The 14,713-nt window shown below is 70.9% G+C and carries 14 protein-coding genes; 10 read left to right on the top strand and 4 right to left on the bottom strand.

What is annotated here, in order from left to right; genetic code table 11:
- Positions 1 to 32: 32 nt before the first annotated feature.
- The 3 genes from ACXJ1Y_RS04725 to cysN are packed head-to-tail and all read left to right on the top strand — an operon-like array spanning position 33 to position 3,228.
- Positions 33 to 866, top strand: a complete 834-nt coding sequence (locus ACXJ1Y_RS04725) for a phosphoadenylyl-sulfate reductase (protein WP_463848989.1) — start codon at positions 33 to 35, stop codon at positions 864 to 866.
- Positions 863 to 1,816: a sulfate adenylyltransferase subunit CysD gene (cysD, locus tag ACXJ1Y_RS04720; RefSeq protein WP_463848988.1), complete on the top strand. Its 954-nt coding sequence runs from the start codon at positions 863 to 865 to the stop codon at positions 1,814 to 1,816. The genes ACXJ1Y_RS04725 and cysD overlap by 4 nt, the downstream gene beginning before the upstream one ends.
- Entirely contained in the window at positions 1,816 to 3,228 is a 1,413-nt protein-coding gene (gene cysN, locus ACXJ1Y_RS04715) for a sulfate adenylyltransferase subunit CysN (RefSeq protein ID WP_463848987.1), read from the top strand. The genes cysD and cysN overlap by 1 nt, the downstream gene beginning before the upstream one ends.
- Positions 3,229 to 3,325: 97 nt before the next feature.
- On the opposite strand, the gene ACXJ1Y_RS04710 is transcribed toward cysN, so the two are convergent.
- From ACXJ1Y_RS04710 to ACXJ1Y_RS04700, 3 genes are read right to left on the bottom strand one after another with little or no spacing between them, the layout of a single operon-like run.
- Complete coding sequence (locus ACXJ1Y_RS04710) at positions 3,326 to 4,318, bottom strand: LLM class flavin-dependent oxidoreductase (protein ID WP_463848986.1); 993 nt, start codon at positions 4,316 to 4,318, stop codon at positions 3,326 to 3,328.
- A 45-nt stretch (positions 4,319 to 4,363) separates the two neighbouring features.
- A complete protein-coding gene (locus ACXJ1Y_RS04705; protein ID WP_463848985.1) occupies positions 4,364 to 4,690 on the bottom strand; it encodes a type II toxin-antitoxin system RelE/ParE family toxin in 327 nt (108 codons plus the stop codon).
- 1 nt (position 4,691) lies between these two features.
- Entirely contained in the window at positions 4,692 to 4,976 is a 285-nt protein-coding gene (locus ACXJ1Y_RS04700; protein WP_463848984.1) for a ribbon-helix-helix domain-containing protein, read from the bottom strand.
- Between the two features lie 117 nt (positions 4,977 to 5,093).
- Here ACXJ1Y_RS04700 and ACXJ1Y_RS04695 point away from each other — a divergent pair, with 117 nt between their 5' ends.
- The 3 genes from ACXJ1Y_RS04695 (at position 5,094) to ACXJ1Y_RS04685 (ending at position 8,167) form a co-directional block, all read left to right on the top strand.
- Positions 5,094 to 6,296 (top strand): pyridoxal phosphate-dependent aminotransferase, encoded by a 1,203-nt coding sequence (locus ACXJ1Y_RS04695; RefSeq protein WP_463848983.1) that lies wholly within the window; start codon positions 5,094 to 5,096, stop codon positions 6,294 to 6,296.
- Positions 6,297 to 6,729: 433 nt separating this feature from the next.
- On the top strand, positions 6,730 to 7,077 hold the full coding sequence (locus ACXJ1Y_RS04690) for a hypothetical protein (RefSeq protein ID WP_463848982.1): 348 nt from the start codon (positions 6,730 to 6,732) through the stop codon (positions 7,075 to 7,077).
- 154 nt (positions 7,078 to 7,231) lie between these two features.
- Positions 7,232 to 8,167, top strand: a complete 936-nt coding sequence (locus ACXJ1Y_RS04685) for a DMT family transporter (RefSeq protein WP_463848981.1) — start codon at positions 7,232 to 7,234, stop codon at positions 8,165 to 8,167.
- A gap of 37 nt (positions 8,168 to 8,204) precedes the next feature.
- Here the strand turns inward: ACXJ1Y_RS04685 and ACXJ1Y_RS04680 are convergent, their stop codons facing one another.
- The gene (locus tag ACXJ1Y_RS04680) at positions 8,205 to 8,501 is read right to left on the bottom strand and encodes a hypothetical protein (RefSeq protein WP_409564624.1); all 297 of its coding nucleotides are present in this window, start codon (positions 8,499 to 8,501) and stop codon (positions 8,205 to 8,207) included.
- Positions 8,502 to 8,795: 294 nt separating this feature from the next.
- On the opposite strand from ACXJ1Y_RS04680, the gene ileS reads away from it, so the two are divergent.
- The 4 genes from ileS to ACXJ1Y_RS04660 all read left to right on the top strand — a co-directional run bounded on the left by ileS (position 8,796) and on the right by ACXJ1Y_RS04660 (position 14,689).
- Entirely contained in the window at positions 8,796 to 11,780 is a 2,985-nt protein-coding gene (gene ileS, locus ACXJ1Y_RS04675) for an isoleucine--tRNA ligase (RefSeq protein ID WP_463848980.1), read from the top strand.
- Entirely contained in the window at positions 11,744 to 12,286 is a 543-nt protein-coding gene (gene lspA / locus ACXJ1Y_RS04670) for a signal peptidase II (protein WP_463848979.1), read from the top strand. Before ileS ends, lspA begins: the two co-directional genes overlap by 37 nt.
- Before the next feature lie 160 nt (positions 12,287 to 12,446).
- Positions 12,447 to 13,106, top strand: a complete 660-nt coding sequence (locus ACXJ1Y_RS04665) for a hypothetical protein (protein ID WP_463848978.1) — start codon at positions 12,447 to 12,449, stop codon at positions 13,104 to 13,106.
- A 173-nt stretch (positions 13,107 to 13,279) separates the two neighbouring features.
- Positions 13,280 to 14,689, top strand: a complete 1,410-nt coding sequence (locus ACXJ1Y_RS04660; RefSeq protein ID WP_463848977.1) for a M16 family metallopeptidase — start codon at positions 13,280 to 13,282, stop codon at positions 14,687 to 14,689.
- The last annotated feature ends 24 nt before the right edge of the window (positions 14,690 to 14,713 follow it).

Below are 14,713 nucleotides of genomic sequence, written 5' to 3'. Positions count from 1 at the left end.
CGTCCACAGGGCCGGCGCAGGAGCAGACCATCATGTCCCTTACGGATCCCAGGGAGGCCGAGGCGCGGGTCGGCGCACTCGCCACCCGCCTCGCCGCCCTCGATCTTCCCGCCCGCCTCGCCCTGATCGCCCGCGAGGTGCCCGGCCGGCTGGTCTTCACCACAAGCCTCGGCATCGAGGATCAGGTGCTCACCCACGCCATCGCCATGGCCAAGCTGGCGGGCACGCGGATCGAGATCGCGACCCTCGACACCGGCCGGCTCTTTCCCGAGACGTACGAGACCTGGGTCGAGACCGAGGCCGCCTACGGCATCCGCATCCTCGCCTACGTCCCCGAGCGGGCGGCCGAAGAGGCCTTCGTGCGGGACGCGGGCATCAACGGCTTCCGCCGCTCGGTCGCCGCGCGGCAGGCCTGCTGCGGCTTCCGCAAGGTCGAGCCGCTGGGCCGGGCGCTGGACGGCGCCGCCGGCTGGCTCACCGGCCTGCGCGCCGGGCAATCGGCCAACCGCGCCGCGACACCGCTGGCGGCCTACGATGCCGAGCGCGACCTCGTGAAGCTGAACCCGCTGGCCGACTGGACGCGGGAGCGGATCGACCTGTTCGTGCGCGAGAACTTCGTTCCCTACAACACCCTGCACGACCGGGGCTTCCCCTCGATCGGCTGCGCCCCCTGCACCCGCGCGGTGAAGGTCGGCGAGCCGGAGCGTGCCGGCCGCTGGTGGTGGGAGCAGGAAGACAAGAAGGAATGCGGGCTGCATGTCGGCCGCCCCGGCGCCTCGGTGCAGCCGGGCCAGGAGCCTGCCTCGATCGAGGCCGCCGCATTCGAGCCCACCCCCGAAACCCGTGAGCCGGAGTTCGCCCGATGAGCGCCGCAACGGCCGCCCTGCGGCCTGAAACTGCCACCTCCCCCTCCCCCGCCCGCCTGAGCCACCTCAAGCGCCTGGAGGCCGAGGCCATCCACATCTTCCGGGAGACGGTCGCCGAGACCGAGAACCCGGTGATGCTCTATTCCATCGGCAAGGATTCCTCCGTCCTGCTGCATCTGGCGCTGAAGGCCTTCGCGCCGGGCAAGCTGCCCTTCCCCCTGCTCCATGTCGACACGACGTGGAAGTTCAGGGAGATGATCGCCTTCCGCGATTCCCGGGCGAAGGAACTCGGCCTCGACCTCTTGGTCCACACCAACCAGGACGGGCTGGCGCGCGGCGTCGGGCCGGTGAGCCACGGCTCCGAGGTCCATACCGACGTGATGAAGACGCAGGCCCTGCGTCAGGCCCTCGACCAGCACAAGTTCGATGCGGCCTTCGGCGGCGCCCGCCGCGACGAGGAGGCGAGCCGCGCCAAGGAGCGCATCGTCTCCCTGCGCACGGCCCAGCACCGCTGGGACCCGAAGCGGCAGCGGGCCGAGCCGTGGCACCTGTACAATCTCCGCAAGAAGCGCGGCGAGTCGCTGCGGGTCTTCCCGCTGTCCAATTGGACCGAGCTCGATATCTGGCTCTACATCGAGCAGGAGAACATCCCGATCGTGCCGCTCTACTTCGCGGCGCCGCGCCCCGTCGTGGAGCGCGAGGGCCAGCTCATCATGGTCGATGACGAGCGCCTGCCGCTCAACCCCGGCGAGACCCCGCAGGAGCGGGTCGTCCGCTTCCGCACGCTCGGCTGCTACCCGCTGACCGGGGCGGTCGAGAGCGAGGCCGCGAGCCTGCCGGAGATCATCGCCGAGACGCTGGCCGCCCGCACCTCGGAGCGGCAGGGCCGCGTGATCGACAAGGACGGCGCCGGCGCCATGGAACGCAAGAAGCAGGAGGGCTACTTCTGATGACCATCCACCCGCCCAAAACTGCGTTCCAGGCGTCCTCCGTCGCGCAGGATTACGCCGCCTTCCTCGAGACGCACCGCGACAAGGAAGTGCTGCGCTTCATCGCCTGCGGCTCGGTGGACGACGGCAAGTCGACCCTGATCGGCCGGCTGCTGCACGACACCAAGCAGATCTTCGACGACCAGATCACCGCTTTGCGCCGGGATTCCCGCAAGCACGGCACGCAAGGCCAGGAGATGGACCTCGCGCTCCTCGTCGACGGCCTTCAGGCCGAGCGCGAGCAGGGCATCACCATCGACGTCGCCTACCGCTTCTTCTCCACGGACAAGCGCTCGTTCATCGTGGCCGACACCCCCGGCCACGAGCAGTACACCCGCAACATGGCGACCGGCGCCTCCACCGCCGACGTGGCGGTGATCCTCGTCGATGCCCGCCAGGGCCTCACCCGCCAGACCCGCCGCCATGCCCTGCTGGTGTCGAACCTCGGCATCCGCCGCGTGGTCCTGGCCGTCAACAAGATGGACATGATCGGCTGGTCGCAGGACCGCTTCGCCGAGATCGTGAAGGGGTTTTCGGAGTTCGCCGCGGGCCTGAACTTCGCCGAGATCCGGGCGATCCCCCTCTCGGCCAAGAACGGCGACAACGTCGTGGATCCGGGCGTGAACGCCCCCTGGTACACGGGCGGCACCCTGCTCACCTTCCTGGAGACCGTGCCCGTGCGCGAGGAGGCGCTGAACGCCCCGTTCCGCATGGCCGTCCAGTGGGTGAACCGGCCGAATTCGGAGTTCCGGGGCTATAGCGGACGCATCGCCAGCGGCACCGTGCGGCCGGGCGACCGGGTGAGCGTGCAGCCGGGCGGCCGCACCGCCACGGTGGAGCGCATCTACACCGCCGACGGCGACCTGCCCGAGGCGGGGGCCGACCTCTCCGTCACCCTGGTGCTCGCCGAGCAGATCGACGCCTCGCGCGGTCAGGTGATCGCCGCCGAGGGCGCGCCGCTCCAGGCCCTCGACACCCTCGACGCCCGCCTGTTCTGGGCCGCCGAGACCGACCTCGCGCCGGGGGCGAGCCTCCTCGCCAAGGTCGGCACCGCCACGGTGACGGCGACGGTGCAGGCCATCGTCTCGCGCATCGATCCCGAGACCGGCAAGCCCGGCCCGGCCGAGCGCCTGTCCGCCAACGACATCGCCGACGTGCGCCTCACCCTCGACCGGCCGGTGGCGGTGGACGCCTATGCCGACAACCGCGAGACCGGGAGCTTCATCCTGATCGACCGCGAGACCACGGACACGGCCGCCCTCGGCCTTATCCTGGCCCCGCGCAAGGAGGCGGTCTCCGCGCCCCAGCGGCAGGAAGTTGAAGCCTCTTCGGGCGGATTCCTCGGCAGCCTGAAGCGCCTGTTCGGTCGCTGACGCGTGATCGTCCCTGCGACGGTCCTGCCCGCTCAGCGTACCGGGGTCCTGCCCCGACACCCCGCCGAAGGGCGCCACGCCCTTCGGAATCCCCGGATCAGGCCGCCAGCAGGCGATACGAATCGCGCCTCGCCGCCTGGTCGGGGATGGCCGTGACGATCATCAGCTCGTCGGCCTGGACCGACTCGGCCAGCGCCGTGAGGTGCGGGCGCAGGGTGGCCGGCGAGCCGACATGCAGCCGGTCGCGGCCCCGCTCGATCCTCGCCTGCTCCGAGGGGGAGTAGGGATACTCAAGGGCCTCCACGAGGCTCGGCAGGGGGCGGTACTCGCCCCGCTCCCGCCGCAGGGTCGAGAGGCGGGTGCTCGAGGCAAGGCGCTCGGCCTCCGCGTCCGTCTCCGCGCAGATCCCCGCCACGGCCAGGATCGCGTGGGGCTCCGATCCCAGGCGCGAGGGCCGGAACGCCTCCCGGTAGGCGCGCATCGGCCCCTCGGCGGGAATACCGGAAAAATGCTGCGCGAAAGCGAAGCCGGCGCCGATCTGCGCGGCGAGCTGCGCGCTGTAATCGGACGAACCGAGCAGGAAGAGCGGCGGCAGCGCCACGCCCGCCGGGGTCGCCTGGATCTCGCCGAACGGGTGTCCTTCGGGAAAGCCGCCGTCCCAGAACAGCAATTCCTGCAGCCGGTCGAGGAAGTCGTCGCCGCCGTTGCCCGAGGGCGCCTCCCGCCGCCGCAGGGCGCGGGCGGTGACGCCGTCGGTGCCCGGCGCCCGGCCGATCCCGAGGTCGATCCGGCCGGGGAACAGCGCCTCCAGAACCCGGAAGCGTTCGGCGACCATCAGCGGCGCGTGGTTCGGCAGCATGATCCCGCCCGATCCGACCCGAAGGTGGGTCGTCGCGGCGGCGATCTGGCCGATCATGATCTCCGGCGCCGGGCTCGCCACGTTCGGCAGGGCGTGATGCTCGGCGAGCCAGTAGCGCCGGTAACCGAGGGTATCGACATGCCGGGCGAGCGCCAGCGTGTCGTGCAGCGCCTGCGCCGGCGTCGAGTCGGACGAGACGAAGGAGAGGTCGAGGACGGAAAGCGGGATCATGCCCCTGACATGGGGGCGCAGGGGGCGGTGCGGGAGGGTTCGGCTCTACGGCACCGACTCGCCGGTCTCTCCCTCTGCGTCGTAGAAACCTGCGATGTCTCGTCCGCCGTAGAAGATGTTGTCGATCCGCACCCGGTCTTGGTCGATCGTGTAAGCGATCACCGCGGAACGCTCGAACGCGATGGTCCGCAGCCCCACCTCCAGATCGTCGCGGGGGCGACCGGCATAGGGTGCGTCCCCGATCCGCTCGCATCGATCCTTGATCCGCTGCGTAAATCTCCGGGCGGTGGCGACATCCTGGCTCCGATCAAGGACCATTCGAAAGATGGTTCTGAAATCGCTTCGCGCTTGGGGGCGGAACGTCACGCGCATCCTACGCACGGCGGAAGTCGCGCTCCGCTTCGGCGAACAGTCTGTCGAGGTCGTCCTGAACCTCCTCGCTGGTCAGATCCGGCCGAGGATCGTCCAGCGAGCGCCTGATCCGCGCGCGGATCGAGTCCAGGTGCTCGGCCTGCTCCCGGCGCTGCCGTTGGAGGGCGCGCACGGCGTCGTCGAGCGCGGCATCGAGCGACGCGTATTCCCCCGCCGCGACGCGCTCGCGCACGGCCTGCAGGGTCTCCGGCGCCATGGTCACGCTGATCGTCTCGCCCCTGGGCATGTCCGTCTCCCGATCACAGGGCCATCTTATCAAGAATTCCGTGAGTCGCGCGATGCTTGCCGGCTCACGGCCGCGGGACTAGGGTCCGCGCCGTTTTCCACCGGAGCACGCGACCCCATGGCCTTCCTCGCCGACGTCCTCTCGCGGGTGAAGCCCTCCGCGACCATCCTGATGACGCAGAAGGCCCGCGAGCTGAAGGCGTCGGGCGTTGACGTCATCTCCCTCTCGGTCGGCGAGCCCGATTTCGACACCCCCGACCACATCAAGCAGGCCGGCATCGACGCGATCCACCGCAACGAGACCCGCTATCCGCCGGTCTCCGGCATCGTGCCGCTCCGCGAGGCCATCGCGAAGAAGTTCAAGCGCGAGAACGGGCTCGACTACAAGCCGTCGCAGACCATCGTCGCCACGGGCGGCAAGCACATCCTCTACAACGCGCTGCTCGCCACGCTGAACCCCGGCGACGAGGTGGTGATCCCCCGCCCCTACTGGGTCTCCTACCCGGAGATGGTGGGCCTGTGCGGCGGCACGGCGGTCTTCGCCGAGACGCGGATGGAGGACGGGTTCAAGCTCCAGGCGGCCGAGTTGGAGCGCGTGCTCACCCCCAAGACCAAGTGGATCATCCTCAACTCGCCCTCGAACCCCTCCGGCGCTGCCTATTCGCGCACCGAGATGAAGGCGCTCACCGACGTGCTGCTCCGCTATCCGGACGTGCACGTCCTGACCGACGACATCTACGAGCACCTGACCTACGGCGACTTCGAGTTCGTGACACCGGCCCAGGTCGAGCCCGCCCTCTACGAGCGGACGCTGACCATGAACGGCGTCTCGAAGGGCTACGCCATGACCGGCTGGCGCATCGGCTACGCCGCCGGGCCCGAAAAGCTCATCAAGGCCATGGACTTCGTGCAGGGCCAGCAGACCTCCGGCGCCACCACCATCGCCCAATGGGCGGCGGTGGCCGCCCTGGAGGGTCCGCAGGACCACCTCGCCGTCTTCCGGGCCGCCTTCCAGAAGCGCCGGGACCTCGTGGTCTCCATGCTGAACCAGACCAAGGGCCTGACCTGCCCGACGCCGGAGGGCGCCTTCTACGTCTACCCGTCCTGCGCGGAGACGATCGGCAAGCGCACCGAGGGCGGCAAGGTGATCGAGACCGACGAGGACTTCGTCACCGAATTGCTGATGGCCGAGGGCGTGGCGGCGGTGCACGGCTCGGCCTTCGGGCTCGGCCCGAACCTGCGTATCTCCTACGCCACCTCGGACGCGGTGCTGGAAGAGGCTTGCCGCCGCATCCAGCGCTTCTGCGGCTCGCTCCGCTGAGGTCGAAGTCCCAGCGCCCCCATTGGGCGCACCATGCGGCGCCGGGTCACCGCCCGGCTTCGGTTGCCGGCTCGCGTGCGACCCCTTACACGGGCCTTCCCCGTGGCCGATGCGCCTGACGGTTTCGCGAGCCCTCTCGGGCCTGCATGGTAGCGGGGTCGGCAGTGACGGGGCGGTCCGGACCAGTTCTCTGGCCCGCGCCTGTGAGGCTTAGTGGGCCGAGCGGCTGCAGGGGTGTCGGAGGCGCGGGGAACAGGAACCGCGGATCAGGCGCAAGGCCCACTCAATTTCCCTCCCCGGTTGAAACGCCTTTGTCCCGAAGCGGAGCAGGGGGCACCCCTTCGTCTTCCCGCTTTCTTCACGCTCCGGTGCGAAGGTCGCGATGGGCCGGGATCCGGTCCATCGTTCGGGCGTTCACTCGGGTTTCGATTGCATGCGTTCCCTGCTCACAAGCGGGATCAAGGCCATCCTGGCCGTCGCCGCCCTCTCCACCGGGATCCACTGGGCCCTGCGCCTGCAGCGGGATTCGGACGGGCTGACCACCCCCGCCATCGCCAGCATCGCCGATCCCGAGATGACGGGCTCGATCTCGCCCCGCGCCAGCGCGCCGCCGCCGGCCGCCGAGACGCGGCAGGCCGTGGCGCCGGCCCCCGAAGCGCCGGCTCCCTTGGCCTCGCGCCCGGCCCAGGCCCGCGCGCCGCAGCCGCTGGCCCTCGATCAGTCGCATCTGGCCGCCCTCATCGCGACCGCCACCGCCCCCAAGAAGACCGCGAAGCGCTGACGCGCCGAAGCGTTAACGAGGGGTGAGCGGCGCCCGCGCGTCCCGCGCCCTCGCCGCATGGTTCGGTTGCGCCGCCGCGCCTACCTGTGCCGTGCCGCGCATGGCATTGAGCCCTTAGCGTCGCGGTCCTCCGCGCCCCTCACGATTCGCATCGATGGCCAGTTCCGCCTCCACCGTCCCGGCACCGGCCGGGATCGCCACCGCCAGTGAGGCCGAGGCCGCACGGCGCCGCCGGATGGTGGGCATCGCGCTCATGTGCGGCGCGGTCGCCTTCTTCGCGAGCCTCGATGCCTGCGGCAAGACCCTGGCGCGGGCGGGGGTCGATCCCCTGGTCACGACCTTCATGCGCTACGCCGCCAGCGTCGCGATGATCTCGGTCTTCGTGAACCCGGTGCGGACACCGAGCGTGGTGCGCAGCCGCCGGCTCGGCCTGCAGATGGTGCGCTCCCTGCTGCTCTTCGCCTCCACGGCCCTGAACTTCATGGCCCTGCGCTACCTGCAGATGGCCGAGACCATCTCGATCCAGTTCGCCGCGCCGCTCACCGTCGCCCTGCTCGCCGGGCCGCTGCTCGGGGAATGGTCGTCCCGCGCCCGGCTCACCGCCATCGGTATCGGCTTCCTCGGCGTGCTGGTGATCGTGCGCCCCGGCGTCGGCACCATGCATCCGGCCGCCCTGCTCAGCGTGGCGAACGTGCTGGTCTACGCCTTCTACGCCATCGTGACGCGCAAGCTCGCCTCCTACGATTCCACCGCCACGACCATGTTCTACACCGGGCTCGCGGGCGTCGCCCTGATGGCGCCGCTGCTGCCCTGGATTTGGTCGAACCCCACGCAATGGAGCCATTGGGCGCTGCTGCTGGCGGTGGCCCTGTTCGGCACGATCGGCCACTGGCTCCTCGTGCTGGCCCATGCGCGGGCGCCGGCCAACGTCCTCGCGCCGTTCATCTACACGCAGCTGCTCTGGTCGGTGACACTCGGCTTCCTGCTGTTCGGCGACCTGCCGGGCCGCTGGACCATCGTCGGCGCGATGATCGTCATCGGCTCGGGGCTGTATCTCCTCGCGCAGGACACCCTTCGCCGGACGGCGTGAGCGGCCGGGGCGCCCAGAGCCCCGGCCCTCCCCGCTCTCAGCGGTGATGCCGGCGGTGATGGGCGCGGCGGTAGGCCCGGCGCGAGCGCATGTCGGTGCGGTAGGCCCGCCGGCCCGGATCGATGCCGAGCGCCCCGTTCACGGTGCCGACCGCGCCGCCCACCGCGCCACCGACCACGCCGCCGATGGGGCCGCCGACGCGATCACCCTCGGCCGCGCCGCGCTGCACGCCGCCGACCAGACCCTGGGCCTGCGCCGGCATCGCGGCGGTGAGGGAACCGGCGGCGAGCGCGGCCGCGACGAGGGCGGTTCTGAGGGAGAGTCTCACGGGCATTCCTCCTGAAGCGTAGCCGGACATCGGCTCCTCAGCGAACGGCCGGAGCCGCGAATCGTTGCAGGGCCCCTCCGCCCTCCCGCTGGCATCCGCCGGGGCCGGCTGCTAGAGAGGCGGGATGGTCCCTCCCCGCGCATCGCGCCCCGCTCCCGGCGGACGGCGAATTACGAGCCCGGCCGCCGCCTGAGGGCCCGCGCGCGTGGTGCGGCAGGGCTTTCGCGGACGGCCGGGATCCGCCGCCTGTCCCCAGCGCCCCCTTTTGGCCGCCCGATCGGCCCGACCTTGCGAGACCCGATGACCACCCCCGACACGAACGCGCCCGCCGCGCCGGCCCGCGACTATTCCAAGACCCTATTCCTGCCGAGCACCGAGTTCCCGATGCGCGCCGGGCTGCCGACCCGCGAGCCGCTGCTGCTGGAGCGCTGGGCGCGGATCGGCCTGTACGAGACGATCCGGCAGGCGGCGGCGGGGCGGCCGAAATTCGTGCTGCACGACGGCCCCCCCTACGCCAACGGCAACATCCACATCGGCACGGCGCTGAACAAGATCCTGAAGGACGTGATCGTCCGCAGCCAGGGGGCGCTCGGCAAGGACGCCAACTACGTCCCCGGCTGGGACTGCCACGGCCTGCCGATCGAGTGGAAGATCGAGGAGCAGTACCGCGCCAAGGGCCGCAACAAGGACGACGTGCCGGTGATCGAGTTCCGGCAGGAATGCCGGACCTTCGCCGCGCATTGGCTCGACGTGCAGCGCGAGGAGTTCAAGCGGCTGGGCGTCACCGGCGACTGGGACCATCCCTACGCGACCATGGCCTTCCCGGCGGAAGCAGCCATCGCCGACGAACTGATGAAGTTCGCCGTCACCGGCCAGCTCTATCGCGGCTCGAAGCCGGTCATGTGGTCGGTGGTGGAGAAGACCGCGCTCGCCGAGGCCGAGGTCGAGTACGAGGAGCACGTCTCCGACACGATCTTTGCCGCCTTCCCCATCACCCAGGGCGGCGAAGCCTTCCCCGATGCGCGGGTCGTGATCTGGACGACCACCCCCTGGACGATGCCGGGCAACCGTGCCGTCGCCTATTCCAGGAAGATCGCCTACGGGCTCTACAGGGTGACGGCGGCGCCGGAGGACAACTGGGCCAAGCCCGGCGAGACCTACGTCCTCGCCGATTCGCTCGCCGCGACGGTGTTCAAGGCCGCCCGCGTCGAGGCGTTCGAGCGGGTCTCGGACGTCGCCGCCGACGCGCTTGCGGGCCTCACCCTCGCCCATCCCCTGGCGGGCCTCGGCTACGGCTTCGACGTGCCGCTGCTCGACGGCGACCACGTCACCGACGAATCCGGCACGGGCTTCGTCCACACCGCGCCGAGCCACGGCCGCGAGGATTTCGAGCTCTGGATGGCCTCCGGCCGGCGCCTCGCCGAGCGGGGCATCGACACCACGATCCCCTACACGGTCGATGCCGACGGCACCCTCACCAAGGCGGCGCCGGGCTTCGAGGGGCGCCGCGTCTACACGGAGAAGGGCGAGAAGGGCGACGCCAACAAGGCGGTCATCGCCGCCCTGACGGAAGCCGGGGCGCTGGTCGCGCGCGGGGTGCTGCGCCACCAATACCCGCATTCCTGGCGCTCGAAGAAGCCGGTCATCTTCCGCAACACGCCGCAATGGTTCATCGCCATGGACCGGCCGGTGGATGCCCTCGGCAACCGGACGCTCCGCGAGGTCGCCGTGCAGGCGATCAACGACACGCAATGGGTGCCGCCGCAGGGCAAGAACCGCATCGACGGCATGGTCGGCAACCGGCCGGATTGGGTGGTCTCGCGCCAGCGCGCCTGGGGCGTGCCGATCACCGTGTTCGTCCACAAGGAGACCGGCGAGGTCCTGAAGGACGAGGCCGTCAACGCCCGTATCCATGCGGCCTTCGCCTCCGAGGGCGCCGACGCGTGGTTCGCCCCCGGCGCGGCGTCCCGCTTCCTCGCCCCCGAGCACGATCCGGCCTCCTACGAGCAGGTGATGGACGTGCTCGACGTGTGGTTCGATTCCGGCTCGACCCACGCCTTCGTGCTGGACGATCCTGAAGCCTTCCCCGGCCTCTCGGGCGTCACGCGGATCCGTGACGGCGGGCAGGACAAGGTGATGTACCTCGAAGGGTCGGACCAGCATCGCGGCTGGTTCCAGTCCTCGCTGCTCGAATCCTCCGGCACCCGCGGCCGGGCGCCCTACGACGTGGTGCTGACCCACGGCTTCGTCCTCGACGGCAAGGGCCTGAAGATGTCGAAGTCGAAGGGCAACGTCGTCGCCCCGCAGAGCGTCATCAAGGATTCCGGCGCCGACATCCTGCGCCTCTGGGTGGCGGCCTCCGACTACACCGACGACCTGCGCATCGGCCCGGAGATCATCAAGACCTTCGCGGAAACCTACCGGAAGCTGCGCAACAGCCTGCGCTGGATGCTGGGCTCGCTGGCGCACCGCGTCCCCGGCGATGACGTCGCGTTCCAGGACATGCCGGAGTTGGAGCGGCTGATCCTGCACCGGCTCGTCGAACTCGATGGCGAGATCCGCGAGGCCTACGCCACCTACGACACCAAGCGGGTCGTGGCCCTGCTCAACGGGTTCATGACGGGCGACCTGTCGTCCTTCTACTTCGACGTGCGCAAGGACGCGCTCTACTGCGACCCGATCTCCTCGGTGACGCGGCGGGCGGCTTTGCAGGTCATCGACGAGACCTTCAAGCGGGTCGTGGTGTGGCTCGCACCCGTCCTGGCCTTCACCGCGGAGGAGGCGTGGCTCGACCGCACTCCGTCCGAGGACGGTTCGGTCCACCTGCAGACCCTGCCGGAGACGCCCGCCTCCTGGCGCGACGACGCGCTGGCGGCGAAGTGGCAGAAGATCCGCCGGGTCCGCCGGGTGGTGACGGGGGCGCTGGAGATCGAGCGCGCCGCCAAGCGCATCGGCGCGAGCCTGGAGGCCGCGCCCAAGGTCCACATCGCGGATGCCGACCTGCGCGCGGCGGTGGAGTCCCTGGGCCTGACCGCCTTCGCGGACACCTGCATCACCTCCGCCATCGCGGTGGAGGCGGGCGAGGGCCCGGCCGAGGCCTTCCGCCTCGACGAGGTGAAGGGTGTCGCCGTGGTCCCGGCCCCGGCGCAGGGCCGCAAATGCGCCCGCTCCTGGCGGGTCAGCCCCGAGGTCGGCACCGACGCGGACTTCCCCGAGGTGACCCCGCGCGACGCGCAGGCCCTGCGGGAATGGGATGCGGCGCATCCGGAGGCCAGCGCGGCGTGAGGCTCACCCCTCCCCGCGCGGGCCTTCTCGCCCTCGCCCTCACCTTCGTCGCCGATCAAGCGACGAAGCTCGGGCTGTATTTCGGCACGGACCTCGTGCTCACCCAGCCCTGGCGCTACGGGCCCTATACGGACCTCGTGGTGGTGTGGAACAGGGGCGTCTCCTACGGGATGTTCCAGCAGGACGGCGCCTTCGGCCGCTGGCTGCTGGTGGCGCTCTCCCTCGCCGCCGCCCTCGGGCTCGGCCTCTGGATGATGCGGGCCGGCTCCCGGCTGCTGGCCGTGGCGCTCGGCCTCATCGTCGGCGGGGCGCTGGGCAACGCCGTCGACCGGGCCGTCTACGGGGCGGTGTTCGATTTCGTCCACCTCCATGCGGGCGGGTGGTCGTGGTACGTGTTCAACGTCGCGGACGCGGCCATCGTGGCGGGCGTGATCGGGCTGATCCTCGATAGCCTCATCCCCGCGACCGCCGGGCGGGCGCGCGACAACGCCGCGCCAGGGCCGTGATGCGCAGAACACACAGGGCCTCCCAGTACATCTGGACTGGTCGAGCGTGGTCAAGGCGCCATACGATCGCCGGAAACCGGTTTCACCCCGGTCTCCGTCGGATTAGGCCGCGTGGCGGCCGTCCCCGCGCCGAATCCTCGGCCGGCACCCGTGAGGTAGCATGAGCGCGCAACGCAGGCTTCGACTCCTCCTCTCCGTGGCGGCCCTCTTCCCGGTCGTCGCGGCGGGCTCGGCCCAGGCGCAGCAGAGCGGCGAGCTGATGCGCGACGCCCTCTCCGGCATCGGCCTCCTCGAAAAGCAGCAGGCGCCGATCGACTATCATGAGCGCGCGCCGCTGGTGATGCCGCCGAAGCTCGACGGCAACGCCCTGCCCGCGCCCCGCGCCCGCGCCAAGAACGCGGCCTGGCCGAAGGACCCCGAGATCGTCGCCCGCGAGCGCGAGGTCGAGGAGCGCCGGGTGCCCAAGGGCAACCAGACCGCCGGCCGCTACAACGACAACAACGCGACCATGTCGGTCGATGAGATGCGCGCCGGCCGCCGCGCCGGGGCGAACCTCACCACCGAGGCCGAGGACAAGCCCGGCGACAACGCCCGCCGCGCGTCGTGGCTGGACCCGCTCGAACTGTTCAAGGGCAAGAGCGAGGACAAGCAGGCCGCGGATGTCGAGCCGACCCGCGAGACGCTGGTCGAGCCGCCGAAGGGCTACCGGCAGGCGCCGAAGAAGCTCGTGCGCACCGATGGCGAGCCGGTGAAGAACGCCAGCGCCGAGCGCGAGGAGGCCGATCCGGGCGCCTACCTCCGGTCGCAGCAGCGGCGCTGAGGCCGGGCGCGTCCGTGCGGGATACCGTGGCGCAGTTGCGACACGGGCCGACGACGGCAACATAGGGACTTTCCCGGTACGGCTCTTGCCGCCGGGAATCGCAAAGGCTCCGCGTTCCGGCCCGCCCGTCAGGGAGGGGTCGCCGAGGGCGGAGCCGGGTAAGGACAAGCTTGATGCACCTCTTCAGGACGGGCACGCCGACCCTCTTCCCCCCGATGCGGGGCACCCGCTTCGCGGCCACCGCCGGGCGGGGGGAGGCCGCCGCCTTCGGGGGCTCCGAAGCCGGTGGGCCGGAGGTCTCGTCCTTCACCCTCGACAACAACCTCGACGTGGTGGTGGTGCCCGACCACCGGGCGCCCGTGGCGACCCACATGATCTGGTACCGCAACGGGTCGGCGGACGATCCGCTCGGCCAGTCCGGCATCGCCCACTTCCTCGAGCACCTGATGTTCAAGGGCACCGAGAAGCACCCCGTGGGCGCCTTCTCGAAGGCCGTCTCCGGCCTCGGCGGCCAGGAGAACGCCTTCACCAGCTACGATTACACCGCCTATTTCCAGCGGGTCGCCCGCGACCATCTCGGCACGATGATGGCCTTCGAGGCGGACCGGATGCACGGCCTCGTCCTCGACGACGCGGTGGTGGCGCCCGAGCGCGACGTGGTGCTGGAGGAGCGCCGGATGCGGGTCGAGACCGACCCCTCCGCCCAGCTCTCCGAGGCGATGGCGGCCTCGCTCTTCGTGCACCACCCCTACGGCATCCCGATCATCGGCTGGATGCACGAGATCGAGGGGCTGAACCGCGAGCACGCCCTCGACTATTACAACCGCTTCTACACGCCCGAGAACGCGATCCTGATCGTGGCCGGCGACGTGACCCCGGACGAGGTGCGCCGTCTGGCCGACGACACCTACGGCCGCGTCGCCCCGCGCGGCGCCCGGCCGGAGCGCCGCCGCCCCCGCGAGCCGGAGCCCCGCGCCCTGCGCCGGGTCTCGGTGGCGGACCCGAAGGTCGAGCAGCCGACGCTGCAGCGGCTCTATCTGGCCCCATCCTGCATCACCGCCACGGATGGCGGCTGCCACGACCTCGAATTGCTGGCCGAGGTGCTGGGCGGCGGCTCGACCTCCTACCTCTACCGCAAGCTGGTGCTGGAGCAGGGCATCGCGGTGAATGCCGGCGCCTGGTACATGGGCTCGGCCATCGACGACACCCGCTTCTCCGTCTACGCCGTGCCCGCCGAGGGCGTGAGCCTGGAGCAGCTGGAAGCCGCCCTCGACCGGGTGCTGGCCCGCGCCCCGGCGGACGCGCTCGCCCCCGACGCGATCGAGCGGGCCAAGACCCGCCTCGTGGCGGAGACCGTCTACTCGTCGGACAGCCAGTCCTCCCTCGCCCGCATCTACGGCTCGGCGCTGGCCATCGGCGAATCCATCGAGGACGTCCGCCGCTGGCCGACGGACATCGAGGCGGTGTCGCGGGAGCGCCTCCAGGCGGCCTGCGAGCGCTGGCTCTCCCCCGCCCGTTCCGTGACCGGCTACCTCACCAAGGCCCGGGACCCCGACGCCCCGGTCGCGCTGGCCGCCGAGTAGGTTCGCCTGAACCGTCTCCCGCCC

Source organism: Methylobacterium sp. TK26 (assembly GCF_055361565.1).
Note: the sequence above shows the minus strand (reverse complement) of the source record. Positions and strands in the feature narration are given on the sequence as shown.

Coding starts and splice junctions, on each gene's coding strand:
- ACXJ1Y_RS04705 (WP_463848985.1), bottom strand. CDS start 4,690: ATGCGCGTGACGTTCCGCCCCCAAGCGCGAAGCGATTTCAGAACCATC.
- ACXJ1Y_RS04680 (WP_409564624.1), bottom strand. CDS start 8,501: ATGCCCGTGAGACTCTCCCTCAGAACCGCCCTCGTCGCGGCCGCGCTC.
- ACXJ1Y_RS04690 (WP_463848982.1), top strand. CDS start 6,730: ATGCGTTCCCTGCTCACAAGCGGGATCAAGGCCATCCTGGCCGTCGCC.
- cysN (WP_463848987.1), top strand. CDS start 1,816: ATGACCATCCACCCGCCCAAAACTGCGTTCCAGGCGTCCTCCGTCGCG.
- ACXJ1Y_RS04685 (WP_463848981.1), top strand. CDS start 7,232: ATGGCCAGTTCCGCCTCCACCGTCCCGGCACCGGCCGGGATCGCCACC.
- ACXJ1Y_RS04710 (WP_463848986.1), bottom strand. CDS start 4,318: ATGATCCCGCTTTCCGTCCTCGACCTCTCCTTCGTCTCGTCCGACTCG.
- ACXJ1Y_RS04700 (WP_463848984.1), bottom strand. CDS start 4,976: ATGCCCAGGGGCGAGACGATCAGCGTGACCATGGCGCCGGAGACCCTG.
- ACXJ1Y_RS04660 (WP_463848977.1), top strand. CDS start 13,280: ATGCACCTCTTCAGGACGGGCACGCCGACCCTCTTCCCCCCGATGCGG.
- ACXJ1Y_RS04665 (WP_463848978.1), top strand. CDS start 12,447: ATGAGCGCGCAACGCAGGCTTCGACTCCTCCTCTCCGTGGCGGCCCTC.
- ACXJ1Y_RS04725 (WP_463848989.1), top strand. CDS start 33: ATGTCCCTTACGGATCCCAGGGAGGCCGAGGCGCGGGTCGGCGCACTC.
- lspA (WP_463848979.1), top strand. CDS start 11,744: ATGGGATGCGGCGCATCCGGAGGCCAGCGCGGCGTGAGGCTCACCCCT.
- ACXJ1Y_RS04695 (WP_463848983.1), top strand. CDS start 5,094: ATGGCCTTCCTCGCCGACGTCCTCTCGCGGGTGAAGCCCTCCGCGACC.
- ileS (WP_463848980.1), top strand. CDS start 8,796: ATGACCACCCCCGACACGAACGCGCCCGCCGCGCCGGCCCGCGACTAT.
- cysD (WP_463848988.1), top strand. CDS start 863: ATGAGCGCCGCAACGGCCGCCCTGCGGCCTGAAACTGCCACCTCCCCC.